This window comes from Nitratireductor lacus, assembly GCF_056431025.1.
This window is the reverse complement of the sequence record NZ_JBWKMB010000004.1, coordinates 115,354-140,531: the sequence shown is the minus strand read 5'-3', so window position 1 is coordinate 140,531 and position 25,178 is coordinate 115,354. Positions and strand designations below refer to the sequence as shown.

Genomic DNA, 25,178 nt, shown 5'->3' with positions numbered 1-25,178 from the left:
TGCTTTCCGGAGTGTTGGGTGGCGGGCATGCTGAATGATGCGATCCTGATAGCCGGGCCAACCGCCAGCGGCAAGTCCGCGCTGGCGCTGCGCCTTGCTATCGAAACGGGCGGGGTGATCATCAACGCCGACTCCATGCAGGTCTACGACGTGCTTCACGTCCTTTCGGCCCGGCCGGGCGCGGACGATCTCGCCAGGGTTCCGCACCATCTTTACGGCCACGTGCCGCCTTCCGTCGCCTATTCGACCGGCGCCTGGCTGGAGGATGTGGCAGCGCTTGCAATAAAGGGAAGTCTTTCAGGCCGTCGTCCGATTTTCGTTGGTGGTACGGGGCTTTATTTTCGCGCGCTCCTGGACGGGATCGCGCCGACGCCGCCGGTGCCCGAGGGCGTGCGAAACCATTGGCGGCAGCGTCTTCTGGACGAAGGACCAGAAGCGCTTCATCGCCTCCTGTCGGAACGCGATGCCGCCGCCGCAGTGGCAATCGGTGTCACGGATGGGCAGCGCATCACGCGGGCGCTGGAAGTTCACGATTCGACAGGCAAAGCGCTGAGCACGTGGCAAAATGAGACGACGGTCCCATTGGTCAAAAGACGCGAATGCACCTGTATTGTGCTTGAGCCCGAGCGCGCTTTCGTCACCGAACGCATAGAGCGCCGCTTCGACAGCATGGTCGAGGAGGGGGCGCTCGACGAGGTGCGGGCTCTGCTCGCACTTGATCTTTCCGCTGCCCTGCCGGCGATGAAGGCGATCGGGGTCCCTGAACTGGCCGCGTATCTGCGAAGCGAGTGTTCTCTGGAAGACGCCATCATGCGGGCAAAAACGGCCACGCGGCGCTATTCCAAGCGGCAGGCAACCTGGTTTCGGCATCAGCTCGATGATGAATGGCTAAGGCTTCCGATCAGGTCGCAAACAGGATCTGCCGATGAACTTCTCAAGTTTATTAGAAGCAATCTGGAATAGCCCAAAGTCTGTCAGTTCTACCTGTGGAGATTAACCTTGCGTAAGTGAGACTGTGCGAGAACGGCAGAAAGGGTGTCGTTCGGGGCCAGCATGCGTTTCCACAAAGCGGAGTCGGCGTTTTTTGTATTCATTTCGCTCGTTCTCGGAGCGGGAGGGATGCTTGCCTATGCCTATTGGCTGCTGCGTTCGGATATCACCAATTTTCCTGTCCCCCAGGATCTCGGAAGTTTCATCCAGATCCTGTTCATCACCGGTGTGCTCCTCGCCACGGCCACGATCTTCGGCATCTTCTTCATCTATCCGCTGATCCGTACCCAGGTGCAGGAGGAGGGGAAGCTGCGGGCGATGACGGAGACGCTGAGTGCACGATCCGAATCCCTCCAGCATGCCGCGCTCACCGATAGCCTCACGGGAATGCAGAACCGCCGGTTTTTCGATGATGCACTGCGTGAATATCTCCAGGAGTTCCGCCGCATCGAAAAGCCGGTCGGCCTGATGGTGCTCGATCTCGATCACTTCAAGCAGGTCAACGACACACATGGTCACGATGTGGGCGATGAGGTGCTTCGCGCGGTGGCGCGGTGCCTGAAGGATCTGACGCGCTATCACGACGTGGTGGCACGCATGGGGGGCGAGGAGTTTGCCATCGTTGCTCCGAACATGAACAATGAATCGCTGGTGAAGCTGGCTGAACGCATTCGCCGTGCGGTCGGCGCGTTAACGATCGAGTCCTCGAACGTGAACATCCGGGTCACCATCAGCGTCGGCCTGTCGATCTGGAACGGTCGCGAGTCGGCCGAAGAGTTCTATCGCCGAGCCGACAAGATGCTCTACGAGGCCAAACGTCTGGGACGCAATCGCGTCTGCGCCTGATCGGCGGCCGCTCATTTCTTCAACGGGTTTCGCGGTGCCAGCCTCCCTTGGCCCGCGCTTGCGCGTGCCTGTGGGCGAACCGCTGCGAGATGGGGGCAGCGATATGGCCTCACTGGCTGGCGTTCGGAATGGAGAGGGATGCGCGCCCGTCAGCGGGTTCCGAATTTACCCCGTGGGTGGGGCGTCGCGCCTGCATAGCGGCTGACGCCGGGTGCCTCGTGGGACGGGGGTGCGGATGGGGCTGGCCGCCAATGCGCCGCGGTCTCGAGCAGCTGTGGGGCATATCCCTGGTCGCCAGCCTGTATGCCGGCGGGGACCGGGGCGCCGATATCGGGAGCCGTCTCCACCTGGGCGCGCACCGTGCGCCCGGTGTCGCGCAGGCGACTGACGATCGAGGCGAGGTCCACTTCCCGGTCGATCTCCTCGGGGTTCGAGACCTTCTGCTTTTCGGTGTCACGGACGCCCGGCAGGGCGTGTGGCGGCAGGGTTTCGAACTTCATGCGCATGGTGGTTGCCACGCCTTCGCCAAATGCGATGGCCTCGCGCCGGCCCATGGCAGACAGGAAGGAAAGCATGGAGGCGGACGAATCCGCAATTGCCGAACGAATGATCGCCTGATCCTGATCGTTGGCAAGCCGCATGGCGAACACTGTCGAGCACTGTGAAAGCACCGTCGGGTCAAGCTCGCCGGGGCGCTGGGTTATCACGCCGAGATAGCAGCCATATTTGCGGCCTTCCTTGGCGATGCGCGCCAGCGCATGCCGGGTGGGCGCAAAGCCGAGCCGTGGGTCGGCCGGCATGTAGCGGTGAGCCTCTTCGCACACGACCAGAAGATTGAGCTTGCCTTCACTCCATAGAGCCAGATCGAAGGCGAGACGCGCCATGACCGAACAGACAGAGTTGACCACTTCCGGTGGCATGCCCGCCATCTCAAAGCAGGTCACAGTCTTGCCGTGGCTGGGAACACGGAAGAGCCTGCCGATCGTCTCATGGATGGTGTCTTCGATGACGCGCGCCGCAAACATGAAGCGGTAGCGGGGATCGCTGATGGCGGCTTCGATGCGCACCTTGAGGCTGCGGTAGAGCGGTCGCTCCACCTTGTTTTCGAGCAGGCCGATCCGTTCGTCTATTTCTTTTAGGACATCGGCCATCCGGTAGGGAACAGGTGTATCGGCTGTCAGGCCGCCGCTATCATTGCTGCGCCGCAGAGCAGCCGTGGTGCCGGGATTGCGGTAATGATGCTTGGCATTGGGAATGAGGTCGCGGAGGAGTTCCACTTCTTCGGCGATGGGTTCGCGGCCCCGGAACAGAACTTCGACCAGTTCCTCGAGGCGAAACAGCCAGAACGGGAGGTCAAGCGTGTGCGTGTCGACCCGAACGGCGTGTTCTGGCAGAGCCGAGGCGAATTCGTTGTGCGGATCGAGGATCAGCACGCGCAGATCCGGCCGGGAGGCAATGGTCTTGCGCAGCAGAAGCGAGACGGCGGAGGATTTGCCGACGCCTGTGGTGCCAACCACCGCGAAGTGGCGGTTGAGCGTATCGTCAACGGCGATGCAGGCGTCAATGGCTTCATCCTGCGACAGCTTGCCAATGACCGCCTGCTGGCGTCCGGCAAGGTCGTAGACCGCCTGCAGGTCGCGTGAGCGGATGCGGTGGGCGGGCGCGCCAATGTGCGGGTATTCGGTGATGCCCCGATCGAAAACCGGTTCGGCGCCGCGGTCGCGGACTTCTCCGACCAGTTCAACGGAGATTGCGATGGGGTTGGCCTCGCCGTCGCGCCAGCGGTGTTGCGGCCGTTCGACGGCATAGACGAGGCCGACGGTGCGGGTCGCGCCCATGTTGATGGAAATCATCTTGCCGACGGTCCAGTGGTTTGACTGGCCGGGCTCGTCGATCTCGGTATCGGCGGCAATGGTGGCGCGGGCGCCATCGCAGTGAACCACATGGCCGAGCAGGCGCCTGCGCGGCTGATCGGCTGCGCGTCGTTCCTGCGACGTGGTTTCGCCTTGCGTTGTTCCACCTTCGACAAACATCATGCCACCCCGTTATCCCTAATCCCCAACCATAGCCGTACAAGGTTAAGACCCTGTGTTTGCGGATGGTTGAGGCGGGGTAAACAGGACCATTCAACTGGTCTGCTCAAGCCGGTTGACGGGGCGACCAAGCAACCTTATTGTGCGCAGCCATGATGACAGGAAACATTCTTATCGTAGGAACGCGCATGGGCAAGGCGGCGTAGCCGTCTGGCGAAAGCTCCCATGCGCGAAACACAGGCTCCTTCGGGGGCCTTTTTTATTGGCCCGGTGTTTCCTTGGGGGCAGCGGGCGGCTAAACCAACTTCGCCGGTTGACAGAATGGGCCGGCAGACAGAACGGAAAGACCAAGATGAACAAGGCAGTGTCGGAGCCAGCAGCGGATGCATCCGCCCATCACGAGATGACGGGGGCTGAAATCGTCGTGCAGGCGCTCAGGGATAACGGGGTCGAGAATATTTTCGGATATCCGGGCGGCGCGGTGCTTCCCATCTATGATGAGCTCTTCCAGCAGGAAGAGGTCCGGCACATTCTCGTGCGTCATGAGCAGGGGGCCGGCCACGCGGCCGAAGGCTATGCGCGCGCCACCGGCAAGGCCGGCGTCATGCTGGTGACCTCGGGGCCGGGCGCCACCAACGCGGTAACGCCGCTGCAGGACGCCCTGATGGATTCCATTCCGCTTGTCTGCATCAGCGGTCAGGTGCCGACGGCGCTGATCGGTTCCGATGCTTTCCAGGAGTGCGATACGGTCGGCATCACCCGCCCGTGCACCAAGCACAACTGGCTGGTGAAGGACGTGAACCAGCTTGCGGCGATCATCCACGAAGCCTTTCATGTGGCGACCACGGGGCGTCCCGGCCCTGTCGTTGTGGACATTCCCAAGGACATTCAGTTCGCCAAGGGAACGTACACGCCGCCGCAGACGGCGCCACGCACCAGCTATAATCCGCAGGAGCAGGGCGATATCAACCAGATCAAGGCGGCGATCGAACTGATGGCACATGCCAAAAAGCCGGTGATCTATTCGGGTGGCGGCGTGATCAATGCCGGCCCCGAGGCGAGCCATCTCCTGCGCGAACTGGTGGAACTGACCGGCTTTCCGATCACCTCGACGCTGATGGGGCTGGGCGCTTATCCGGCTTCCGGCGACAACTGGCTCGGCATGCTGGGCATGCACGGCACCTATGAAGCCAATATGGCGATGCATGACTGCGACGTGATGCTGTGTATCGGCGCGCGTTTCGACGACCGCATCACGGGGCGCCTCGACGCTTTCTCGCCCAACTCACGCAAGATTCACATCGACATCGACCCGTCCTCGATCAACAAGAATGTCCGCGTCGACGTGCCGATCATCGGTGACGCCGGCCGGATTCTCGAGGATCTGGTGCGTCTGTGGCGCGCGACGGCCAAGGCCGACAAGGCTGCGCTCAAGCCATGGTGGACGCAGATCGATATCTGGCGGGCGCGCGATTCTCTGGCCTACAGGCCGAACGAGGACGTGATCATGCCGCAATACGCGATCCAGCGGCTCTACGAACTGACCAGGGACCGCGACGTCTATGTCACGACCGAAGTCGGTCAGCACCAGATGTGGGCCGCCCAGCATTTCGGCTTCGAAGCCCCCAATCGCTGGATGACGTCGGGTGGTCTGGGCACGATGGGGTATGGTCTCCCGGCGGCGCTGGGCGTTCAGATCGCGCATCCCGATGCGCTGGTGATCGATATTGCCGGCGATGCCTCGGTGCAGATGACCATTCAGGAGATGAGCGCGGCGGTGCAGCACAACGCGCCGATCAAGATCTTCATCCTGAACAACCAGTATATGGGCATGGTGCGTCAGTGGCAGCAGCTTCTGCACGGCAACCGCCTGTCGCACTCCTACACCGAGGCGATGCCCGATTTCGTCAAGCTGGCCGAAGCCTATGGCTGCCACGGCATCATGTGCGACAAGCCGGCGGCGCTGGACGATGCCATCCGCGAGATGATCGAGGTGGACAAGCCGGTGATCTTCGACTGCCGTGTTGCCGCACTTGCCAACTGCTTCCCGATGATCCCGTCCGGCAAGGCACACAACGAGATGCTGCTTCCCGACGAGGCCAGCGACGAGGCGGTCGCCAACGCGATCGACGAAAAGGGCCGGCAACTGGTCTGACGGGGCAGGGACGCCTTGTCGGGACGGCAAGGCGCTTTGTTTCCAGTCAGTTACAAGATGGTTTTGCAAAAGAGATTCATGCAATGAACGCGCAGCTACAACCCACCGGCTCTGCCTATTTCATCACCAAGGAGACCGAAGCCGCCGAAACGCACACGCTGGCGGTTCTGGTAGACAACGAACCGGGCGTTCTTGCCCGCGTCATCGGCCTGTTTTCCGGCCGGGGCTACAACATCGACAGCCTGACCGTTTCTGAGACGGAGCACGAGCGGCATCTCTCGCGCATCACCATCGTGACGCGCGGTACGGGCCACGTTCTCGAACAGATCAAGCATCAGCTTGAGCGTATCGTGCCCGTTCACCGGGTGATCGATCTTTCAGTCGTTGCCGACGAACGTGGCCATGACCGGCCGATGGAACGCGAACTCGCGCTGGTGAAGGTGAGGGGACAGGGCGACGACCGTGTAGAGGCGCTCCGTCTCGCCGATGCCTTCCGCGCACAGGTGATCGACGCCAATACGGAGCACTTCATTTTCGAGATCACGGGGCGCGTTTCCAAGATCGAGCAGTTCATCGCCATCATGAAGCCGCTTGGCCTTGTCGAGGTCTGCCGTACCGGCGTTGCAGCGATGAACCGCGGTCCGGAGGGCATGTAGAGGTCTCCCGGCTGCGGGAAGGGACAATTTTTCGGCGCAGGGTGACAAGTTTCAAATGGCCTGCGCCGCAAACCGGGTCAATAATACTGACATTCAAACCCTCTGTCGGATTCCTGCCTGGGAGCAAACGGATGTCGCCCGACGTCTTCTTTGCCTTGCTGATTTTTTCTTTCGTTTCCTCGGTCACGCCGGGGCCCAACAATTTCATGCTGCTGGCTTCCGGCGTAAACTTCGGCTTTCGGCGCACCATTCCGCACATGTTTGGAATTGCCGGGGGTTTTGCCTCGCTGCTTCTGGCTGTTGGCTTCGGCCTCGGCGCGGTGCTTACGGCCTTGCCGGCTCTTCATATGGTTCTGAAAGTCGCCGGTGGCGCTTACCTGCTCTATCTTGCGTGGCGCATCGCCATGTCGCGGGCACTCAGTCAGGGGGGCGACAGCAAGTCCGAGCCGATGACGTTTCTGGAAGCTGCCGCCTTTCAGTGGGTCAACCCGAAAGCCTGGGTCATGGCGTTGACCGCGATGGCGGTCTACACGGATCCGGCTGCACCATTTCTCACCGTTCTTCTGGTGGCGCTCGCCTTTGTGATCGTCAATTTTCCAAGCGTTTCCGTCTGGGCCGGCTTTGGCGTCGCGCTGCGCGGTTTTCTGGCTGATCCCGTCCGCCTCAAATGGTTCAATATCGCCATGGGTGTGGCGCTGGCCGCAACGCTTTGGCCAATGCTGCGCTAGATCGAATCCGAGACAACGAACCGGCAGGCAACGGAAGCGGCTGGTAACGAAACCGGACTGGCCGCACCGGACCGTCAACTTGCATAATTCTAATTAGCCGGCTACTTTATTTCTCCACGCAGCGTGGCGGAGTGGTCGGATGGCAAAGCTCGATGAAGCCACGGTGACGTGGCGGCTGTTCCTGTCCGTATTCGCTCTCTCTCTCCTTCTGTTTGCCATCGGCTGGATAACCCATGAACCGCCCGACAAGAGGCCTCTGCTCGATGTCGTGGGCGGTGGATTTACCGTCGATCACAATACGGCGGAGATTCACTACGATCTTTCAGTGAGGGAAATTCGACCGCTGCGGCATGGCATGATCATCGAGGCGGATTTCGAGGACCCGGCCGGCAACGGCTATTATGTCGTGCGCGAGCGGGTCCAGCGCTGGCGCAGGCGATACAGTCTGCGTTCGCCCCCTGTCTGCGGGGTGAGGGCCCGCAAACGCTATCTCGTGATGCTTCGGGTTCTGAATGACGGTGGGGATGACGAGCTCTGGCACGATGTCTTCTATGTCACGAGTCATCTGGATGAAGACGTCATGCCCGAGCCCCCTGTCACCACCTGGCCCGGCCGAAACCTGGCACCGTATCAATAGAGCGTTGCGGCCTGTTCAGACGGTGGCGAATCTGCTTTCTGGGCTGGATGGAATTCTCCCCGCAACAGGATGCGGCGCTGAACGCCGTGGCAAGCTGGCTTAAGGCCGGTCAGAGCCAGATTTTCCGTCTGTTCGGCTATGCCGGAACGGGCAAGACCACGCTGGCGCGCTATTTCGCCGAGCATGTGGATGGCGATGTCCAGTTTGCCGCTTTCACCGGCAAGGCGGCCCAGGTACTGCGCTCGCGCGGGGCCACCAATGCGCGCACCATCCATTCGCTGATCTATCGCCCGCGCGGCGAGGAGGAGGTGGAGGACGAGGTGACGGGCCGCACGTCCATTTCGCCGACGTTCTCGCTCAACCGCCAGAGCCCCATTGCCAAGGCGGCCATGGTGATCATCGACGAGTGTTCGATGGTGGATGAGGCGCTTGGCCGCGATCTGATGTCGTTCGGAACGCCGATCCTGGTTCTGGGCGATCCCGGCCAGCTTCCGCCGATCTCGGGCGGAGGGTTCTTCACCGAGCACGAACCGGATCACCTTTTGACGGAAATCCACCGTCAGGCACGCGACAATCCCATTATCCAGCTTGCACTCGACGTGCGCGAGGGACGCGAGATTTCCCATGGCGATTACGGCGCGGCCAGGGTTATTTCCAAGGCCGAAGTCGATCAGGACCTCGTGCTGTCGGCCGATCAGGTGCTTGTCGGCACCAACCGCACCCGCCGGCGCTACAACCAGCGCCTGCGTGAGCTGAAGGGGTTCAATGCCGAGTACCCGCAGGCCGGCGACAAGCTGGTCTGTCTGCGCAACGATCCGGCCAAGGGCCTGCTGAACGGGTCGCTCTGGAAGGTGATGACCTCTTCCAAGGAGACGGTAAAACCCGGCATCAACCTTCTGGTCTCGCCCGAGGAAGACGATCCCGATCGCGGTGTCGCCAAAATCAAGCTCCTCAAGGCGGCCTTCGAGGATCCGGGCGCAGACATTCCCTGGCAAACGAAGAAGCGGTTCGACGATTTTGACTATGGGTATGCGCTGACCGTTCACAAGGCGCAGGGTTCGCAGTGGGATGAGGTGGTGCTGTTCGACGAGAGCTACGCCTTTCGCGACACGCGTCAGCGCTGGCTCTACACGGCGATCACCCGCGCCTCCGAGCGCCTGACCATCGTGCGGTAGAAGGGTGCGCCGGGCCTCTCTCGGGCCTCAGTCGATGATCGGTACGTCCGGGTGAAAGGCGTGGGCGACAAACGCGAAGGTGATGTCATGGGCGACATCCCTGCCGTCATGCGTCACACGCACCGTGCCCACCTCACGCCCCTGTGCGATGTCGCCGGTATCGAGCGCGGAGGCCACACCCTCTATGTAGACAATGCTGTATCCGTCCTGTGAGAAACCGTTCCGCCTTACGCTTTCAAGGCTCACAATGACCGGGTTCTCGGGTGTGCGTATAACCACCACCCGCGCCATGGCTGGAATGTTTTCCGGCATCTCCCCTGAATAGAGGAACGGAGCCGCAGAACTGTCATAGCCGCGATAGGGGTTGCGTCCGTAGTCCCGGAAGGCGGGATCGCCCGGAACAAGAACCGCGCCAGCAGGGTGTGCCTGCCGGAACGCGGCGAAAGACACAATGCGTGACGGTATGAGGGAGAGCTTCTGTCCTTCCAGTTCACCGGCGATGGCTGTTCCGGTAAACTGCTGCCACCAGCTTTCGGTCTCACGATCATACATGACGAGATCGGAGTTTCTGAGTTTCCCCGTGGTGCCGAACTCCAGGACGCGGCCTTCCAGCCGGCGGTCGAAAACGATGGAAGCGTTGCATAGCGGGCAATATGTCACGGCGACGGGCCGGCCCTCGATTTCATCATTGACGATCTCGTGCCAGGTGAGGACCCGCAGCGGGTAGGCTCGTGCGGTATCGTTGATGACGAGCTGGATCACCGGTTCACGGTCCGCGAGATCGGTCAGGCTCGACGCCGGGCTAAAACGGGGGTTGTCGATGGACGGGATGCCGTCGCGTGGCGGGCCACCTGAGCGAATTTCCTCATACTCGACCGACATCCGCGAAAAATCGGTCTTCCAGCCCTCGCTTTTCCATCGTGCAGGATCCGCCATGGCTCCATTGGCAAGGAGGGCGAGAAAAGCGACGGCGATGGCGGGAACTGCAAGTCGCATGACCTTTACCGTGACGTATGGAACTCCCGGATGTATGCCCATCTGGAGCGCTTCCACTTTTCCTGGAATTGCTCTGGAGCGCCGTGCGTCCATTCGGAGGCACAAAGGGCGCTGCGCGGTAGCCTGCATGTCAGCATGGCTCATCCTCACAGACCAATCACCTTTGCGTGGTGAAGCCTCTGCCCGGCGAGCCATTCAGGGTAGGCCGGTCAAGCCGTGTCTATGGGTTCCGCGCCCAGCCACTTCCACGCCTCTTCCACCTTCTCATAGGGAAAATACTCCATCTCCATCGAGAAGAACGGACGGAAGAAGGCGATGGTCGTGCCCATCCAGGTCGGTCCGCCAGCCACCGCATATTTGCGGATATGCCTTAGCGCGTTGGTCTTGCCGATCATCGTCTGTTCCTTGAAGGCGGCCTGCCAGTCGAAACCTTCATAGTCGTGGATGATGACAAGCACGTCGATCCTGTCATGCACTTCGTAGGCGCCCTCGAGCAGGCCGTAGAGGTTTTCCATGTCGGCCGCCGTGATGTGGCCGACGATCTCGAAGGCATAGGCGTCGTCGCGGCTGGTTTCTATGCGCCGCACATTTGGGGGATTGTCGTTGACGGTCATGGTCTGCTCCTGCCGGCTTTCCAGCTTGCCTTTCTCGACAACGCGATCTGGGCCTGTCCGTTCCGTCCTGAACGCGATATGGAGCGATGGTAACGCATCGAGCGCAACAGAAAAGCGGGACGCAACAATGCCGGCAAAACTCTCCGTCAATCTCAACGCCGTCGCCATGCTGCGCAACCGGCGCGATCTGCCATGGCCGAGCGTGACCGGGCTTGGCCGCATCGCGCTTGAGGCGGGGGCCTGCGGGCTCACCGTGCATCCGCGCCCCGACCAGCGCCATATCCGCTTTTCCGATCTGCCGGAAATCCGCGCGCTGCTTGATGACGAGTTCCCCGACCGCGAATTCAACATCGAGGGCTTTCCCACCGAGGAGTTCCTGGCGCTCGTGGAAGAGCACCAGCCCGAACAGGTGACACTGGTGCCGGACGATCCGGCGCAGGCTACCTCCGACCATGGCTGGGACTTTGCCGGGCAGGGCGATTTCCTGAAGCCAATCATCGCGCGGCTTAAGAAGCAGGGCTTTCGCGTTTCGCTTTTCGCAGACCCCGATCCCGATCAGGTGCCGGCGGCGGCGGCACTCGGGGCGGACCGGATCGAGCTCTACACTGGCCCTTATGGCGGTTGCCATGATGATTCCGGAAAAGCTGACATGGAGTTGGAAAAGCTCGGCAAAACGGCGGACGCCGCTGCCGCGCACGGGCTTGGGATCAATGCCGGTCATGATCTGACGGTGGCGAACCTTCCAGCCCTGGCGCGCCGCATGCCGGAACTCTGCGAGGTTTCCATCGGCCACGGGCTCACCGCCGATGCTCTGGAATACGGCATGGCCGAAACCGTGCGCCGCTTCATCCGCGCCTGCGAGGGCTGATCCACCTCCAATTTGCCCTCAAATGGTCACGGCATTGCCCAGACCGTTAACGCGCATGGACAGGGATTCTTAGGATTCCCTGATCTATGCATGGGGCGGGTTTTGAGGTGTTCCATGCGTATCGTTGCAGTGACCGTGCTGCTCGCGCTGGCGTTGGCAGGCTGTGCCTCGACGCCGCGCAGCATCAACAATGTCTGTTCCGTCTTCGACCAGAAGCAGGGCTTTTTCGGCGGCTGGTATACGGAGGCCCGGCGCGCCGAGCGCAAATATGGCGTGCCGGCGGAGGTGCTGATGGCCACGATCCGGATCGAATCCGGCTTCGATGCCGATGCGCGCCCGCCACGCCGCAAGCTGCTCGGCTTCATCCCGTGGAAGCGCGCTTCCAGCGCCTATGGCTATTCGCAGGCGCTCGACGGCACGTGGCAGCGCTACAAGCGCGAAACCGGAAACGTGATGGCGCGGCGCACGAGCTTCGCCGATGCGGTGGATTTTGTGGGCTGGTACCACCAGACCAGCAACCGCACCAATGGCGTGGCGCTCAATGACGCCTATGGGCTTTATCTCAACTACTATGCCGGGCATGCGGGCTATCGGCGCGGTGTCTGGCGCAACAATCCGCAGATGCAGAAATCCGCCCGCAAGGCGGCTGGCATGGCCAATCAGTATGGTCAGCAGATGCGGCAGTGCGGGCGTTGATGCCCGCCACCTGGTACCCCGAATAGAAACGATCCTGTGCCCCCGCACCAACTCAACGCGGGGCTCGATGTTTCATTCCAGCGCATTTTCCCGAAGTGCGGCGATGTTGCCCACGAACCGGCTTGCAATCCTGCGGATCGTGTGACAGAACCGTACCGTACGGTACGATACGAGAGCGGGAACAGAAATCTTCGTGCGCCAGATGCCGGAAATGCAGGATGACTTCACGCCGCGTCAGCGTGCGGTTCTGGACAAGGCGCTCGGGCTCCTAGTGGAGGGCGGAGAGCGGGCGCTCACGACGGCCGGACTGGCGCGGGCGGCCAATTGCTCCAAGGAGAGCCTGTACAAATGGTTCGGCGACCGCGACGGGCTTCTGGCCGCGATGATCGCCCATCAGGCGAGCAAGGTGCGCGCCCGGATCGACGGTAGCGAGAAGCTCGACCATGGCCGCTTTCGCACGCATCTGGTGGATTTTGCCAATGACCTTCTGCAGGTTCTGGGAGGCGATGTATCGCTGGCGCTCAACCGATTGGCCATCGGGCAGGCGAGCCGGGAAGGAAGCCGGCTGGGCGCGCTTCTCATCGAGCGGGGGCGGCATGGCATCGACAAGCGCGCGGGGGCGCTTCTGGAGGCGGGCCGGCAGCGCGGACTGATCGCCTATGGCGACCGTGACGCCGCCTATCACACATTTTATGGCCTGATCGTGCGCGACCTTCATGTTCGCATGCTTCTGGGCGAATCTGGCGTGCGCCGGCCGGAGAATTACGCCGCGCTCGCAGAGGAGGCGGTGGACCAGTTTTTCGTTCTCTTCGGAGTGCGAAAAGAAGAGACGACAGGCCGGGACAGGGTCTAGGCGGTCGAAAACGGACAACAGCGAGTTGGATCAGGAAAGGAACTGAGTATGCGGGTGTATTATGATCGCGATGCCGATCTCAATCTCATCAAGAGCAAGAAGGTCGCCATTATCGGTTATGGCAGCCAGGGTCGCGCGCACGCGCTGAACCTGAAGGATTCCGGCGCCAAGGAAATTGCCGTGGCGCTGCGTCCGGGGTCTGCAACCGCCAAGAAGGTCGAGGCCGATGGCCTCAAGGTGATGTCGGTGGCCGAGGCTGCTGCATGGGCCGACCTGATGATGATGGCCACGCCCGACGAGCTGCAGGCCGGCATCTACAACTCCGAGATCGCGCCGAACATCCGCGACGGTGCGGCCATTGCCTTCGCGCACGGCCTCAACGTGCATTTCGGCCTGATCGAGCCGAAGAAGACCGTCGACGTGCTGATGGTTGCGCCGAAGGGCCCGGGCCACACGGTGCGCGGCGAATATGAGAAGGGCGGCGGCGTGCCGTGCCTGGTTGCCGTTCACCAGGACGCTTCCGGCAATGCGCTGGACCTTGGCCTTTCCTACGCCTGCGGCGTTGGCGGCGGCCGTTCGGGCATCATCGAGACCACGTTCCGCGAAGAGTGCGAGACGGATCTGTTCGGTGAGCAGGTCGTTCTGTGCGGCGGCCTGGTCGAGCTCATCCGTGCCGGCTTCGAGACGCTGGTCGAGGGCGGTTACGCTCCCGAAATGGCCTATTTCGAGTGCCTGCACGAAGTGAAGCTGATCGTCGACCTCATCTATGAGGGCGGCATTGCCAACATGAACTACTCGATCTCCAACACCGCAGAGTGGGGCGAGTATGTCACGGGCCCGCGCATCATCACGTCAGAGACCAAGGCAGAGATGAAGCGCGTTCTGCACGACATCCAGTCCGGCCGTTTCACCACCGAATGGATGCAGGAGTGGCACGCAGGTGCGGCCCGCTTCAAGGCGACCCGTCGCCTGAACGACGAGCATCCAATCGAGGAAGTCGGCGAGAAGCTGCGCGGCATGATGCCGTGGATCTCCAAGAACAAGCTGGTGGACAAGGAAAAGAACTGATCTTTTCCAAAGTCTCAGACAGAAGGCCGCGGCATCGCCCGCGGCCTTTTTCTTTGCGCATGGGCGATCTAGAACCTGTTCCGGGATGAAACAGGTTTCTGGCACGTTTTTAGCTACGTAGACCTCATGGGAAGGTTGCCCTTGAGGAGGCCAGGATGATGTCGGATATGGAAAAGCGCACAGGTCCCGAAAACCCGGTTCCCACCGAGCGGCGCGAGCGTGCACGTGAGGATGTCGAACGCCGCGCCAGGCTTTTCTGGAATAATGGAAGCTGCATGCTTCCTGGGGTTGTTCTCGACCTGAATGAAGACGGTGCCCGCATCCGCTTTGGTGATATCTGTGCCATTCCCGACGAGGTCTATGTCGAGATCGAAGGCAGCGACCGTGTGCGCCCGGCGGTGATCCGCTGGCGGAGCCTGACGGAGATCGGGGTGGCGTTTGATTGAACTTTGAAGCGGGTAGCGAGGTCATTCTGCTGCCTGCCACTTCAAAGGCTCGCAAGCGCTCTATCCTGCAGAGATTTCTCGCGTCATGTTTTCCATTTGAGTGCTTGATTTAAAATTATGAATTATAAATAATTTAAAAAAGTTTACTTTATGGATCGCGTGTTACGATGTATTATTCAGATTTATGTTGGATATTATTTTGAATAAATACTCATTATATGCGCTTTCTTTATTTTTATATTCCTCCTCTTGTGTGTGGGCGGAAGATGCCTCTGGTCTGATCGAGAAGCAAATGGACGTGGCTTCACGTTGCCTTGAAGCGGCACGCATGACCTGGACAGCCCCTCTGGTTCTGCCTGACGATGGTGGATTTACGAAATACGGGGTAGCAGTGGTCGCTGGCCCTAGCCTGACTGATGCATACCGGCCGGTCTTCGTCTGCCTGGTCGACATGAAGACAGGTGTGGTGGAATTATCGAAAGGCCTGGACATCAGTCCTCTCCCGCCGGGCGTTCGAGCACTGACAGGAGAGTGACGGCATGGAATGACGATCAAGTTGTGCGATCAGGCGCCGGTTCGCCACGGTTCGAGGCCCAAAAGTCTTCTTCCCAGCTCCGTAAGCTCGGCCGTCTTCGCGTTCTTCTTTTCCCATTCGCGCGGGTCGCCGGGAAAGGCGTCTCGTTTGGGGTGATCCAGTTCGCGCCACAGGCGGATGCGTTCCTGGCGTTCTTCCTCGTTCTCGTATTCGGCCGGGTGCATGGAGATGTACTGTGCCATTCTCACCCGGTCCTTCGAATGGTTGGGCCGCACGCCATGCGCCAGGAGCGAATTGAAAATCAGGAGATCGCCCGCTTCCATGTCGATATTGGTGATCTTGAAACCGGTCGTGTCCGGATGCATCGGGTCGCGGTCCGCGGGCTGGGTCTTTACCCATTCCTCAAAATGCTCGAAGAGCTCGGGAATGCACTGGAAACCGCCGACATCGCCATCCTGCTTCTTCAGGCTCAAAACGCCCTGAACGCCGATGGGCAGCGGGCGGATCGATGTGTCTGCATCCCAGTGGATGAAGCCGTTGGGGTTGCCCGGGTTTTTCTTCGGCGCGTTGAGATTGGCGCGGTCGATGGTCACCCAAAGGTCCTCCCGGTCCCAGATGTCCACGAAGGCATCGTAGACCCGTGGTTCCATGCGGTTGTCCCACAGATACTGGTGATTGTAGATCTCCAGCATGCCGGTGTTGTTGAGCTCCTTCATCTTGTGCTCGCGGCGCTGCTGGGCGTACCAGGTGGAAGGATCGTTCGGGTCTTTCTCGTCAAACGCCCAGAGCAGGTCGACCAGACGTTCGACGTTCTCCCGCGGCACGGCCTGGCGCACGATGACGTAGCCTTTGGTGATCCAGTGCTGCCAGTCTTCGGATGAAAGAACGCGCAGCGGCAGCGTCTTCTCGATGTCTTTTAGCTGCGTGCCGATCTTGCTGGTCGAAGGGTGCGCGTCGCGTTTTTTGACTGCTTCCTGCATGGTTTCCTCCCAGGAATTCTGCATTGCTGGCAACAGAATACTGCCGCCACACATGGCGGTGTTGTACTGACATGGCCGATATTGATACAATTATGGCGTTCTGTGGCGAGGGAGCGCCCGATGAGGCCGTTTCTTGAGACATTGCCAACCGTGCCGGGTGCATCCTGGAGCATGCTCAACCGGCGGCTCGACGATGGCATTCCCTTCGAATGGCATCACCATCCCGAATACGAGCTGACGCTGACGCTCAATTCGAAGGGGCAGCGTTTTGTCGGCGACCATGTTGGCGAATACGGCGATGGCGATCTGGTGCTGGTGGGGGCGAACCTGCCGCACACATGGGCCTCGCGCGCCAGGCCGGACGCGGCGCAGCCACATGTGGCGCTGGTCATGTGGTTTCGTCATGAATGGGCGCAGGCACTGGGGGAGGGGTTTGCCGAACTGCGTCCCATTGCCGGGCTTCTGGCGCGCGCGGAGGCGGGGCTTGCCTTTTCGCCACAGGTTTCCCGTCGGGCGCGGCCGATGATTGAATCCCTGTTCGAGGCGGAACTGGCCGAGCGGTTTCTCGCGCTGGTCAGGGTTCTTCTGCTTTTGGCCGGGGACGGGGACGCCGAGCCTCTTGCAAGTACGGTGGCCGCCCGCGATCTCGACCGTGCCGACCGCGAGCGGATCGATCGGGTATTGCTGCATATCCACACGCACTATGCGGAAGGTCTCAGCAATGGGGATCTGGCCGGGATCGCCGCGCTCAGCGCGTCCGGCCTGCATCGCCTGTTTCGCCGGCACATGCGCACCAGCATTTCCGACTATGTGATGCGGCTGCGCATCGGCGAGGCCTGCATGCGCCTTTCATCGGGAGATCAGCCGATCGGCCATGTGGCCGAGGCGGTGGGCTATCATTCGCTCGCCAATTTCAACCGACAGTTCAAGGCACTGCGCGGCATGACACCGCGTGCCTATCGGGGGCTGTTTCGCTGTTGAGCGTCATGGCTCCCCGCGGAGGGCGGCATTCTGGAGCGCTCCCGCTTTTCCTGGAATTGCTCTATCGCCCATAGGGCGAGACGCAGCGCCTGCGCGGTCCCTTGTAGGGCTGAAAGCTGTTGTCGCCGGCCCGGTAGGAGCGATATTTTTTGCTGCACCAGGCAAGATGTGCCGCACGGGCATTGTGGCCCGGATAGGCGCGCGGCATCGCCCGCTGGTAGGTGCGTTTCGGCTGGTAGCGCCAGTAAAACGACCGTGTTCCATGCCGCGGCCTGAGGAGCGGCCGTCCCGGGCCGTAAACATCGTTGAAGCCGTAGAAATAGCCTGCGAAGCGGCCATGCGGATCGTGCCAGCGCGACCATGAGGGAATGGCGCGGTCGTGAAGCCGGTACATCGTGCGGCAACGCTCTATCCAGTGGCGGCGATGCATGTCGCCCAGCGTCAGTTGCATGCGGCCGGGAAAGAGACGCCGCATCGCGCGGCGTTCGTTCCAGCTGTCCAGACAGACACGGTTCCCGGCCGAAAGAACCAGACGGCCGGCAGACGCACTCTGGGCGCCGAGCAGACAAAGAGCGACAATCAGGACCAGTTTCAAAGAACGCATTTTATGCAACTCCAGATAGATTCTCTGGACTTTAGTCGCGTCTTTCCATCTTAAAAGTCGGATTGTCGTAACAGTTTTTGCAAATTGTTCCGGTGCAGGGATCCGGCCATGAAAAATGGCGCGGACGGGCCGCGCCATTCTCGGTAATTCAGCCTGCTACCTACCGAATATACGGTGAGATGCAGGGCCTGCGCGGGCCGTGATAGGGCTGGAACGTGTTGTCGAACGCCCGATACGACCGATAGCGGTTGTAGCACCAGCGCACATGCGCACGGGACAGCCTCACAGGCCGGCCATAATAGGGACGGGCAGGGCGCGGGCGAACGTGGTAGGGCCGGTAGTAATAGGGAGCGGGGCGGCCGAACTCGAAGTAGAAGCCCGCACGCGGGCGATGACGGTGCCATTTCCGACGGTCGTGATGGCGGCGCCATTTCCTGCGATCCCGCCTGTCGACCTGTACGACAGGTGTTTCGACCGCCGAACGCTCTACCGCACTCGAGGCTGCGCCGCCGGCGATGCCAACCGCATTGGCGTTTGCCGGCGCGCCGACGAAGACGAAGCCCAGGGCGAGCAGGCCCGAACAGGCTATTTTTGTCAGTCCGTGTTTCATAGTGGTCTCCTGATTTCCAGACCCCCAAAAATGCCCCTTCATCTCCTTCGCTCAAGCAATGTCAGAGATGCTTATAGTATCAGAAGCAAGCATAAACTCCATGAACCTGTGATGAATGGCGGCCTTGCCGGGCCTCTGAGCCAGGGAGCAGGGACGAAGAGCAGGGGCGCGATCGGTGCGGGCCAGGGCGCGGACTTGAAATCCGCGCTGCACCGTTTAAACGTGCAGGCATGTCGCTCCGGCTCGCCACTTTCAACGTCGAAAACCTGATGAACCGGTTCGATTTTTCCGGGTTCCGCAACGATTTGCATCGGGATCGCGCGCTTTCGCTCTACGAGATCGAGGATGAGGCGCACTATCGCGCGCTCGAACAGGCGCGCGCCATTGCGCTGACGGACGACGCCAGACAATTGACCGCGCTTGCCATCGCCGCGACGCGCGCTGATATTCTGTGCCTTCAGGAAGTCGACAATATCGCCGCGCTCAAGGCATTCGAATACGGCTACCTCTTCAAGATGATCGGCAATGGCTACCGTGAGAAATATTCCGCTTCCGGGAATGATTCACGCGGCATTGACGTGGCGGTGATGATGCGGCCAGAGACCGCGCATGGTCAGCCGATCGAATTTGAGCGCATGACCAGCCACGCGCATCTGACCTTCGCCGATCTCGGCCTCCACAACGAAGCGCTGGCGGAACTCGGGATCGAGCCACAGGACCGCATTTTCCGCCGGGACTGTCTGGAACTCGACATCAAGGTCGGTGGGCGGCCCATGACGCTTTACGTCGTGCACTTCAAGGCCATGAGCCCGCCGCGCAACGGCATGGACGGGCGAGAGGCCTCCATGCCGGTACGAATGGCCGAGGCTGCGGCGGTTCGGGGGATCATCGAGGAGCGCTTCGGTGGAGCGGAGCGGGCTTCTGCGAAGCGCTGGGTCATCTGCGGTGACCTGAACGATTATCGCGAGCGCGTCGTCATTTCCGGTGAAGCGCATGAGGGCTACCGGTTCGAGCCCGTGCGGGAGCCGCTTTCGAGCGTCAACACGCTGACGGCCGGCGGTTTCTGCCAGAATCTCGTCGAACGCCGCCCCGAGATGGACCGCTGGACGCTTTATCACACGCGCGGGCCGGAAGAACGTCACCTTTGCCAGCTCGACTATCTGCTTGCCTCGAAGGCGCTGGCGGAGCGAAACCCCCGTGCGGTTCCGGATATTATCCGCTCGGGGCAGCCCTGGCGCACGATCTTTCCACCGGAACAGGACGTACCCCGCTTTCCGCGCGTTGGCTGGGATCGTCCGAAGGCGTCCGACCATTGTCCGGTGGTGGTTCAGCTCGACATCACCTGACCGGGACCTGACTGGGACCTGACTGGGACCTGACCGGGCGGGCGGCGCATTCAGCGATCATTCATGCCGCAGGGCGTCGATGGGGTCGAGCCGCGCGCCGCGCAATGCAGGAAAAAAGCCGAACACGATGCCGATCATGACGGAGACGGCCGCGATTGCGCTGATCGCCGTGAGGCTCGGCACAAAGCTGACATTCATGAACGTGGTGACGACCCACGCAATGGCAAGACCGAGCCCGATGCCGAGAAGCCCGCCGATCAGCGAGAGCACGGATGCCTCGGTGAGGAACTGAACCAGAATGTCGCGCTGGCGTGCGCCGATCGCCATGCGGATGCCGATCTCACGGGTGCGCTCGGTTACCGACACCAGCATGATGTTCATGATGCCGATGCCGCCCACCAGCAGGCTGATGGCGGCGATGGCGCCGAGTATGGCCGTTACATTGCCGATGATGCTGCCTGCCTGGCGCATATATTCGGCCATGTCGTCGACCTGAAAGTCGTCGTTGCGCCCCGGCGCGATCCGGCGGAGACGGCGCATCTCTTCGGCAACCCGTACTTTCAGCGGCGCGACCGCTGCCTCGCTGGGAGCATTGATCAATATCTGGGCAAGCTCGTTCCTGCCGCTGATCCGGGTTTGAAAGAGACCGAGTGGAATGAGGGCGAGCGTGTCCTGTTCCCCGGCGAATGAAGCGCCCCTTGGTGCGAGTTCACCGACGACCCGGCAATGGGGGCGGCCGATGCGAATGCGGGCTCCGATGGGGTTCTCTGTGCCGAAAAGGGCCTTGGCCACCTTGCTGCCGATCACACAGGTTCCGGCATGGCTGGCCACCTCGAGGGGAGAGAGCAGGCGACCGCGCTTCAGCGTCCATTCGCGCAGCGTGAAATAGGATTCGCTCACGCCCCGGATCTGTGCCGAGAGACCACGCGCCCCATAGGAAACGCGAAGCCGGGTTTCGGCCTGGGCCGCAATGGTGGCGTGCTGGCCAATGGATTTGTCCAGGTTCATCAGGTGCTCGTTTGTGAGTGGCTGCACCTCGATTTCGGCTGGCGAAGCGGGATCACGAACCATGCCGGCAAAGACGAAAATCAGGCGACTGCCCTGGCCGGCCATTTCGGCACGTATCTGCTCCCTGGCGCCGCCGCCGATGGTTAGCAGTGCGATCACCGCCGCCACGCCGATGATGACACCCAGAAGCGTCAGGAGTGAACGCATCTTGTTGCGGGCGATGGAGCGCAGCGCGAGACGGACAGACTCCAGGAACATCAGGCTACCGCTCCGGCATCGCTGTCGACGGCGATGCGTCCGTCACGAAAGCTGATCTGGCGGCTGGCAAAGGCTGCGATGTCGGCCTCGTGGGTCACCATGACGATGGTCAGTCCGCGTTCACGGTTGAGCGCCGTCAGCAGCGCCATGATTTCGTGGCTGCGCTCGGTGTCCAGATTGCCGGTCGGTTCGTCGGCCAAGAGCAAGGTCGGCTCCGACACCAGTGCGCGGGCGATGGCGACGCGTTGCTGCTGACCGCCGGAGAGGGTGGCCGGTGTGTGGTGCCTGCGTCCTTCGAGCCCGACCTGTTCCAGCGCGTTTTCGGCCATGGCGCGTCGACCAGGGACCGGAAGACCACGGTAGATGAGTGGAAGCTCGACGTTTTCGAATGCCGTCATCCGGGGCAGGAGGTTGTAGCCCTGAAACACGAATCCGATATGCCGGTTGCGCAGTTCCGCCCTGCTGGCCCTGTCGAGCCGACCGGCATCCGAGCCCATGAAACGGTAGCTGCCGCGGGACGGGACATCGAGGGCGCCGAGAATGTTCATGGCAGTGGATTTCCCGGAGCCCGAGGGCCCGGTTACGGCGGTGAATGTTCCCCGTTCAATCCCGAAACTGACGCCTGAGAGTGCATGGACCTGTGTGTCGCCCCCGCCGTAGCTGCGCCACACATTCTCGAATGCGAGAAGCGGCGCGGTTTTGCCCGGCGCGTTCATTGCGCGTGCGCACCGGTCAGATCGCCGGTGACGACGCTCTGGCCCTCCGACAGGCCGGAGAGCACCTCGACCTTCTCCCAGTTGCGCACGCCGAGCCGCACCTGCACGGGCTTTGGTTTGCCGTTTTCAAGCACGTGAACGACGGCGGAGTCCCGTGACCCTCCGGGCCCTTTCAGGACCGGCTCCTCTTCAATGATCTGCGGCCTGTACCGCAAAGCGCTGGCAGGGATGAGGAGAGCGTTTTCGGCTTCGTCCGTTTTTATCGACACGGAAGCGGTCATGCCCGGGCGCAGCTTGAGGTCGCTGTTGCGAACGTCGAGATTGGCCTCATAGGTAACCAGATTGTCATCGCTCTTGTGGGCGAAGGACACATCGCGGATCTCCGCGCTGAAGGTCCGGTCGGGATAGGCGTCGACCGTGAAACTCGCCTCCTGCCCCTGAGCGACCGCGCCGATATCGGCTTCGTTGATTTTTGCGATCAGCTCCATCCGCTCCAGGTCTTCGGCGAGGATGAAGAGCACACCGTCGTCGGACGAGGCGAACATCGTTTTGCCCGGTTCTGCACTGCGCGAGAGCACCACGCCATCGATGGGCGAGCGGATCGTCGTTCGACTGAGATTGAAGCGCTTGAGCCTGAGTTCCACCTGCTTGACCGAAAGATCGGCCCTGGCAGTGGCGACGCGGTTCCGCGCCCGATCATATTCGGCCTGCACGTCTTCCAGCTTCTGCTCACTGAGCGCGTTTTTTGCCCTGAGAGCCCTGGCGCGAGCGAGCTTCCTTTCGGCTTCCTTCAATGAGATCCCTGCATCGGAGAGGCTTGCCCGTGCGGTTTCCACGAATGCTTCCCCGCGTTCGACCTCATATTCGAAAACCGTGGAATCGAGCTGTGCGAGGATGTCGCCGCGCCGGATGCGCTGATTTTGTCGAACGGGAACGGACTGAACCGTGCCTTTCAGTTCGCTTGAAATCTCGATCTGCGTACGTGGGCGCAGGACAGCCGTTGTCGCGACCCGTGCGACGAGATTGCCATGTTCCACGAGCTGGCTCGCATAGGCTGCTTCCGGCTGCCCTGACCGGGCGCCTGCAAAGAACCAGAGGCCGGCCGCAAACAAGGCTGCACCCGTCAGCAGCAGGGGCCAGTGGCGTTTTTTTCTTGATGACCTGGCTTTATCGCTGGGGCCTTGCGCGATCGCCGATGCGACCCCGCCGGATTCATGATCGGTCACTTTCATGGTCCGCCTGTCGTTTGCAGCGCGCCCCGTTCGCGGTGACGTGGTATGACGAAAGTGGGCAAAAGATGGCAAAGCGATGCCGGATCGACCGTATTGTGCGAATAGCGTGCATATTTCTGTGAGAGGCGAGATGACTGGGCGAAACTATTATATTTACGACGTTTTTTCCGATGAGGCTCTGGCGGGAAATCCGTTGGCCATCGTGCTCGATGCAGAGGACCTCGACGATGCGGCCATGCAGCGGATCGCGGGAGAGTTCAATCTCTCGGAGACCGTGTTCGTCCTGCCAGCGGAGAATGACAACCACACTGCCCGGCTGCGCATCTTCACACCCCGCACGGAACTGCCTTTTGCCGGACATCCGACAGTCGGCACCGCCATTGCGCTGGCGGAGCGGGCGGGCACCGGTGGCGACGGCATTCAGACCTCCATCCTGATGCTCGAAGAAGCGGTGGGGGCGGTGCGTTGCGCGGTGACGGTCGGGAAGAGCGCGGCCTATGCGGAGTTCGATCTGCCCAGGCTTCCGGTGTCTTTGCCGATTCCGATCGAACCGGAGGCGGTGGCGGCCGCCCTCGGGCTCGGGCATCATGAAATCGGGTTCGAGAACCACACAATCAGCACCTGGAGCGCCGGCGTGCCCTATGTGTGCGTGCCTGTCGCCGATCTGGATGTCGCGCGCCGTGCCCGGATCGATGCAGCGCTCTGGCGCTCGCTTCTCCCTGAATTGGAGGGGCCGGCTGCCGCCCCTTATATCTATTGCCGGGAGACGGTGAACCATGATCATGCATTTCATGTGCGCATGTTTGCCCCCGACGACGGGATCGCCGAGGATCCGGCCACCGGCTCGGCGGCAGCCGCCTTTGCCGGTGCGATCATGCAGCATGATGCCCCGGTCGACGGGTCGCATGGTCTGCTGATCGAACAGGGCATTGAAATGGGGCGTCCCTCCAGCATTCGCCTTGAAATCGATGTCCGCGGGGGCGCAGTCGAATCCGCCCGCATCGGTGGGCATGCGGTTCGCGTGGCGGAGGGCAGGCTGTTGATTTGAGCAATAAGTGACAAACTCGTGTCAGAGTGTCTTGCATGCTCGCACGAAACCGTTTAAGGAGCCGGTCATTCGGTTGACGGCGACCTGATTGCCGCACGAAACGGTCGGGTGATTAGCTCAGTTGGTAGAGCAGCTGACTCTTAATCAGCGGGTCACAGGTTCGAGCCCTGTATCACCCACCAAACCTTCTCTCATCAGCGTTTGCGCGAAAGCTCCGGGGTCCCAGACAGCCAGCTATGCATGTTCCGCGCGCCGTTATGCATCAGGTCATAGCCGCAAGGATGGACCTTGAGGACCGTTTGGCGGCATTATGGGACATCGACGTTTCCATGATTGAAGCCGGGCAGGTTTGAGCAGCAACACCGATACCCATATCAACGAAAACCGCCGCAGCGAAATGCTGTCGGTGCTGAGACGGCGCGGCATTGCGTCCGAAGCCGTACTCGATGCGATGTCTGAAGTGCCGCGCGAACTGTTCGTGCCCGCGCACCTCTCCGAACTTGCCTATGAGGACGGCGCTCTGCCCATCGGCGACGGACAAACCATATCCCAGCCCTATATCGTTGCCCTGATGACGGAGGTCGCCGATCTCGGGCCGCAAAGCCGGGTGCTCGAAGTGGGCACGGGGTCCGGGTATTCGACCGCGATTCTCTCCCGGCTTGCAGGCCATGTGTTCTCGGTTGAACGGCATGATTCGCTGGCAATCGCGGCGCGCAGGCGCCTGGCGGACGCCGGCTATCTGGACAATGTCAGCATTGTCGTCGGTGATGGAACGCTGGGACTGCCCGAAGAGGCGCCGTTCGACGCCATCGTCGTGGCGGCAGCGGGGCCGCGTGTGCCGGAGGCGCTGCGCGTGCAGCTTGCACCGGGCGGACGGCTCGTCATGCCGGTCGGTTCTGCGTCCGGTCCGCAACAGCTTAATTGTGTTGTCCGGGAAGGCGAGAACTCTTTTCGAACGGAGACGCTGGCGCCGGTCTCCTTCGTGCCGCTGATCGGGGCGCAGGGCTGGCAGCGTTAATGCATGTCGCTTTCAAATGAATTCATTTGAAAGACAATGAACATGCATCATTTGAAAGTGTTACAGCGTCCTTTGCGCGTC

Annotated in this window: 26 protein-coding genes and 1 tRNA gene; 18 read left to right on the top strand and 9 right to left on the bottom strand. The window is 61.4% G+C overall.

Annotated features, from left to right (window positions below; genetic code table 11):
- The first annotated feature begins 27 nt into the window (after positions 1-27).
- Both miaA and AC07E3_RS04955 read left to right on the top strand, forming a co-directional pair.
- Positions 28-963 (top strand): tRNA (adenosine(37)-N6)-dimethylallyltransferase MiaA, encoded by a 936-nt coding sequence (gene miaA / locus AC07E3_RS04960; RefSeq protein WP_478360475.1) that lies wholly within the window; start codon positions 28-30, stop codon positions 961-963.
- Positions 964-1,053: 90 nt separating this feature from the next.
- Positions 1,054-1,836, top strand: coding sequence for a GGDEF domain-containing protein (locus AC07E3_RS04955; RefSeq protein WP_336068081.1), 783 nt, complete (start codon positions 1,054-1,056; stop codon positions 1,834-1,836).
- Positions 1,837-1,985: 149 nt separating this feature from the next.
- Here AC07E3_RS04955 and AC07E3_RS04950 read toward each other — a convergent pair whose 3' ends face one another.
- On the bottom strand, positions 1,986-3,869 hold the full coding sequence (locus AC07E3_RS04950) for an ATP-binding protein (RefSeq protein WP_478360538.1): 1,884 nt from the start codon (positions 3,867-3,869) through the stop codon (positions 1,986-1,988).
- Positions 3,870-4,221: 352 nt separating this feature from the next.
- Here AC07E3_RS04950 and AC07E3_RS04945 point away from each other — a divergent pair, with 352 nt between their 5' ends.
- From AC07E3_RS04945 to AC07E3_RS04925, 5 genes are all read left to right on the top strand, one after another.
- Positions 4,222-6,024, top strand: a complete 1,803-nt coding sequence (locus AC07E3_RS04945; protein WP_083212823.1) for an acetolactate synthase 3 large subunit — start codon at positions 4,222-4,224, stop codon at positions 6,022-6,024.
- An 83-nt stretch (positions 6,025-6,107) separates the two neighbouring features.
- Positions 6,108-6,680: an acetolactate synthase small subunit gene (gene ilvN / locus AC07E3_RS04940; protein WP_007007756.1), complete on the top strand. Its 573-nt coding sequence runs from the start codon at positions 6,108-6,110 to the stop codon at positions 6,678-6,680.
- Between the two features lie 131 nt (positions 6,681-6,811).
- A complete protein-coding gene (locus AC07E3_RS04935; RefSeq protein ID WP_478360474.1) occupies positions 6,812-7,408 on the top strand; it encodes a LysE family translocator in 597 nt (198 codons plus the stop codon).
- Positions 7,409-7,547: 139 nt separating this feature from the next.
- Complete coding sequence (locus AC07E3_RS04930; protein ID WP_322338790.1) at positions 7,548-8,045, top strand: hypothetical protein; 498 nt, start codon at positions 7,548-7,550, stop codon at positions 8,043-8,045.
- A 47-nt stretch (positions 8,046-8,092) separates the two neighbouring features.
- A complete protein-coding gene (locus AC07E3_RS04925; RefSeq protein WP_478360473.1) occupies positions 8,093-9,220 on the top strand; it encodes an ATP-dependent DNA helicase in 1,128 nt (375 codons plus the stop codon).
- A 27-nt stretch (positions 9,221-9,247) separates the two neighbouring features.
- On the opposite strand, the gene AC07E3_RS04920 is transcribed toward AC07E3_RS04925, so the two are convergent.
- Complete coding sequence (locus AC07E3_RS04920) at positions 9,248-10,216, bottom strand: DUF3179 domain-containing protein (RefSeq protein WP_478360472.1); 969 nt, start codon at positions 10,214-10,216, stop codon at positions 9,248-9,250.
- Between the two features lie 209 nt (positions 10,217-10,425).
- Positions 10,426-10,830, bottom strand: coding sequence for a SpoIIAA family protein (locus tag AC07E3_RS04915; protein ID WP_478360471.1), 405 nt, complete (start codon positions 10,828-10,830; stop codon positions 10,426-10,428).
- Positions 10,831-10,957: 127 nt separating this feature from the next.
- Between AC07E3_RS04915 and AC07E3_RS04910 the strand changes: the two genes are divergently transcribed.
- From AC07E3_RS04910 to AC07E3_RS04885, 6 genes are all read left to right on the top strand, one after another.
- On the top strand, positions 10,958-11,698 hold the full coding sequence (locus tag AC07E3_RS04910) for a pyridoxine 5'-phosphate synthase (protein WP_336068097.1): 741 nt from the start codon (positions 10,958-10,960) through the stop codon (positions 11,696-11,698).
- A gap of 114 nt (positions 11,699-11,812) precedes the next feature.
- Positions 11,813-12,394: a transglycosylase SLT domain-containing protein gene (locus AC07E3_RS04905; RefSeq protein ID WP_336068100.1), complete on the top strand. Its 582-nt coding sequence runs from the start codon at positions 11,813-11,815 to the stop codon at positions 12,392-12,394.
- 202 nt (positions 12,395-12,596) lie between these two features.
- Positions 12,597-13,247, top strand: a complete 651-nt coding sequence (locus tag AC07E3_RS04900) for a TetR/AcrR family transcriptional regulator (protein ID WP_478360537.1) — start codon at positions 12,597-12,599, stop codon at positions 13,245-13,247.
- 48 nt (positions 13,248-13,295) lie between these two features.
- Entirely contained in the window at positions 13,296-14,315 is a 1,020-nt protein-coding gene (gene ilvC / locus AC07E3_RS04895) for a ketol-acid reductoisomerase (RefSeq protein WP_478360470.1), read from the top strand.
- A gap of 155 nt (positions 14,316-14,470) precedes the next feature.
- Entirely contained in the window at positions 14,471-14,761 is a 291-nt protein-coding gene (locus AC07E3_RS04890) for a PilZ domain-containing protein (RefSeq protein WP_478360469.1), read from the top strand.
- A gap of 184 nt (positions 14,762-14,945) precedes the next feature.
- Positions 14,946-15,296: a hypothetical protein gene (locus tag AC07E3_RS04885; RefSeq protein ID WP_478360468.1), complete on the top strand. Its 351-nt coding sequence runs from the start codon at positions 14,946-14,948 to the stop codon at positions 15,294-15,296.
- Positions 15,297-15,325: 29 nt separating this feature from the next.
- Here AC07E3_RS04885 and AC07E3_RS04880 read toward each other — a convergent pair whose 3' ends face one another.
- Positions 15,326-16,276 carry a phytanoyl-CoA dioxygenase family protein gene (locus AC07E3_RS04880; protein WP_478360467.1) on the bottom strand — a complete coding sequence of 317 codons (951 nt, stop codon included), beginning with the start codon at positions 16,274-16,276 and terminating at the stop codon, positions 15,326-15,328.
- A gap of 120 nt (positions 16,277-16,396) precedes the next feature.
- On the opposite strand from AC07E3_RS04880, the gene AC07E3_RS04875 reads away from it, so the two are divergent.
- Positions 16,397-17,257, top strand: coding sequence for a helix-turn-helix domain-containing protein (locus AC07E3_RS04875; RefSeq protein WP_478360466.1), 861 nt, complete (start codon positions 16,397-16,399; stop codon positions 17,255-17,257).
- Between the two features lie 61 nt (positions 17,258-17,318).
- Here AC07E3_RS04875 and AC07E3_RS04870 read toward each other — a convergent pair whose 3' ends face one another.
- Entirely contained in the window at positions 17,319-17,861 is a 543-nt protein-coding gene (locus AC07E3_RS04870; RefSeq protein WP_478360465.1) for a BA14K family protein, read from the bottom strand.
- Between the two features lie 160 nt (positions 17,862-18,021).
- On the bottom strand, positions 18,022-18,471 hold the full coding sequence (locus AC07E3_RS04865) for a BA14K family protein (RefSeq protein ID WP_478360464.1): 450 nt from the start codon (positions 18,469-18,471) through the stop codon (positions 18,022-18,024).
- Between the two features lie 230 nt (positions 18,472-18,701).
- On the opposite strand from AC07E3_RS04865, the gene AC07E3_RS04860 reads away from it, so the two are divergent.
- Complete coding sequence (locus tag AC07E3_RS04860; protein WP_336068120.1) at positions 18,702-19,817, top strand: endonuclease/exonuclease/phosphatase family protein; 1,116 nt, start codon at positions 18,702-18,704, stop codon at positions 19,815-19,817.
- 57 nt (positions 19,818-19,874) lie between these two features.
- Here the strand turns inward: AC07E3_RS04860 and AC07E3_RS04855 are convergent, their stop codons facing one another.
- From AC07E3_RS04855 to AC07E3_RS04845, 3 genes are read right to left on the bottom strand one after another with little or no spacing between them, the layout of a single operon-like run.
- Positions 19,875-21,083 (bottom strand): ABC transporter permease, encoded by a 1,209-nt coding sequence (locus tag AC07E3_RS04855; protein ID WP_478360463.1) that lies wholly within the window; start codon positions 21,081-21,083, stop codon positions 19,875-19,877.
- Positions 21,083-21,799 (bottom strand): ABC transporter ATP-binding protein, encoded by a 717-nt coding sequence (locus tag AC07E3_RS04850; RefSeq protein WP_478360462.1) that lies wholly within the window; start codon positions 21,797-21,799, stop codon positions 21,083-21,085. The genes AC07E3_RS04855 and AC07E3_RS04850 overlap by 1 nt, the downstream gene beginning before the upstream one ends.
- Positions 21,796-23,031, bottom strand: a complete 1,236-nt coding sequence (locus AC07E3_RS04845; protein ID WP_478360461.1) for an efflux RND transporter periplasmic adaptor subunit — start codon at positions 23,029-23,031, stop codon at positions 21,796-21,798. Before AC07E3_RS04845 ends, AC07E3_RS04850 begins: the two co-directional genes overlap by 4 nt.
- 130 nt (positions 23,032-23,161) lie before the next feature.
- Between AC07E3_RS04845 and AC07E3_RS04840 the strand changes: the two genes are divergently transcribed.
- The 3 genes from AC07E3_RS04840 (at position 23,162) to AC07E3_RS04830 (ending at position 25,097) form a co-directional block, all read left to right on the top strand.
- The gene (locus AC07E3_RS04840; protein WP_336068129.1) at positions 23,162-24,079 is read left to right on the top strand and encodes a PhzF family phenazine biosynthesis protein; all 918 of its coding nucleotides are present in this window, start codon (positions 23,162-23,164) and stop codon (positions 24,077-24,079) included.
- A gap of 106 nt (positions 24,080-24,185) precedes the next feature.
- Positions 24,186-24,261 (top strand) — tRNA-Lys (locus AC07E3_RS04835).
- 167 nt (positions 24,262-24,428) lie between these two features.
- Positions 24,429-25,097 carry a protein-L-isoaspartate(D-aspartate) O-methyltransferase gene (locus tag AC07E3_RS04830; protein WP_478360460.1) on the top strand — a complete coding sequence of 223 codons (669 nt, stop codon included), beginning with the start codon at positions 24,429-24,431 and terminating at the stop codon, positions 25,095-25,097.
- Positions 25,098-25,178 lie beyond the last annotated feature (81 nt).

Coding starts and splice junctions, on each gene's coding strand:
- miaA (WP_478360475.1), top strand. CDS start 28: ATGCTGAATGATGCGATCCTGATAGCCGGGCCAACCGCCAGCGGCAAG.
- AC07E3_RS04955 (WP_336068081.1), top strand. CDS start 1,054: ATGCGTTTCCACAAAGCGGAGTCGGCGTTTTTTGTATTCATTTCGCTC.
- AC07E3_RS04950 (WP_478360538.1), bottom strand. CDS start 3,869: ATGTTTGTCGAAGGTGGAACAACGCAAGGCGAAACCACGTCGCAGGAA.
- AC07E3_RS04945 (WP_083212823.1), top strand. CDS start 4,222: ATGAACAAGGCAGTGTCGGAGCCAGCAGCGGATGCATCCGCCCATCAC.
- ilvN (WP_007007756.1), top strand. CDS start 6,108: ATGAACGCGCAGCTACAACCCACCGGCTCTGCCTATTTCATCACCAAG.
- AC07E3_RS04935 (WP_478360474.1), top strand. CDS start 6,812: ATGTCGCCCGACGTCTTCTTTGCCTTGCTGATTTTTTCTTTCGTTTCC.
- AC07E3_RS04930 (WP_322338790.1), top strand. CDS start 7,548: ATGGCAAAGCTCGATGAAGCCACGGTGACGTGGCGGCTGTTCCTGTCC.
- AC07E3_RS04925 (WP_478360473.1), top strand. CDS start 8,093: ATGGAATTCTCCCCGCAACAGGATGCGGCGCTGAACGCCGTGGCAAGC.
- AC07E3_RS04920 (WP_478360472.1), bottom strand. CDS start 10,216: ATGCGACTTGCAGTTCCCGCCATCGCCGTCGCTTTTCTCGCCCTCCTT.
- AC07E3_RS04915 (WP_478360471.1), bottom strand. CDS start 10,830: ATGACCGTCAACGACAATCCCCCAAATGTGCGGCGCATAGAAACCAGC.
- AC07E3_RS04910 (WP_336068097.1), top strand. CDS start 10,958: ATGCCGGCAAAACTCTCCGTCAATCTCAACGCCGTCGCCATGCTGCGC.
- AC07E3_RS04905 (WP_336068100.1), top strand. CDS start 11,813: ATGCGTATCGTTGCAGTGACCGTGCTGCTCGCGCTGGCGTTGGCAGGC.
- AC07E3_RS04900 (WP_478360537.1), top strand. CDS start 12,597: ATGCCGGAAATGCAGGATGACTTCACGCCGCGTCAGCGTGCGGTTCTG.
- ilvC (WP_478360470.1), top strand. CDS start 13,296: ATGCGGGTGTATTATGATCGCGATGCCGATCTCAATCTCATCAAGAGC.
- AC07E3_RS04890 (WP_478360469.1), top strand. CDS start 14,471: ATGATGTCGGATATGGAAAAGCGCACAGGTCCCGAAAACCCGGTTCCC.
- AC07E3_RS04885 (WP_478360468.1), top strand. CDS start 14,946: ATGTTGGATATTATTTTGAATAAATACTCATTATATGCGCTTTCTTTA.
- AC07E3_RS04880 (WP_478360467.1), bottom strand. CDS start 16,276: ATGCAGGAAGCAGTCAAAAAACGCGACGCGCACCCTTCGACCAGCAAG.
- AC07E3_RS04875 (WP_478360466.1), top strand. CDS start 16,397: ATGAGGCCGTTTCTTGAGACATTGCCAACCGTGCCGGGTGCATCCTGG.
- AC07E3_RS04870 (WP_478360465.1), bottom strand. CDS start 17,861: ATGCGTTCTTTGAAACTGGTCCTGATTGTCGCTCTTTGTCTGCTCGGC.
- AC07E3_RS04865 (WP_478360464.1), bottom strand. CDS start 18,471: ATGAAACACGGACTGACAAAAATAGCCTGTTCGGGCCTGCTCGCCCTG.
- AC07E3_RS04860 (WP_336068120.1), top strand. CDS start 18,702: ATGTCGCTCCGGCTCGCCACTTTCAACGTCGAAAACCTGATGAACCGG.
- AC07E3_RS04855 (WP_478360463.1), bottom strand. CDS start 21,083: ATGTTCCTGGAGTCTGTCCGTCTCGCGCTGCGCTCCATCGCCCGCAAC.
- AC07E3_RS04850 (WP_478360462.1), bottom strand. CDS start 21,799: ATGAACGCGCCGGGCAAAACCGCGCCGCTTCTCGCATTCGAGAATGTG.
- AC07E3_RS04845 (WP_478360461.1), bottom strand. CDS start 23,031: ATGAAAGTGACCGATCATGAATCCGGCGGGGTCGCATCGGCGATCGCG.
- AC07E3_RS04840 (WP_336068129.1), top strand. CDS start 23,162: ATGACTGGGCGAAACTATTATATTTACGACGTTTTTTCCGATGAGGCT.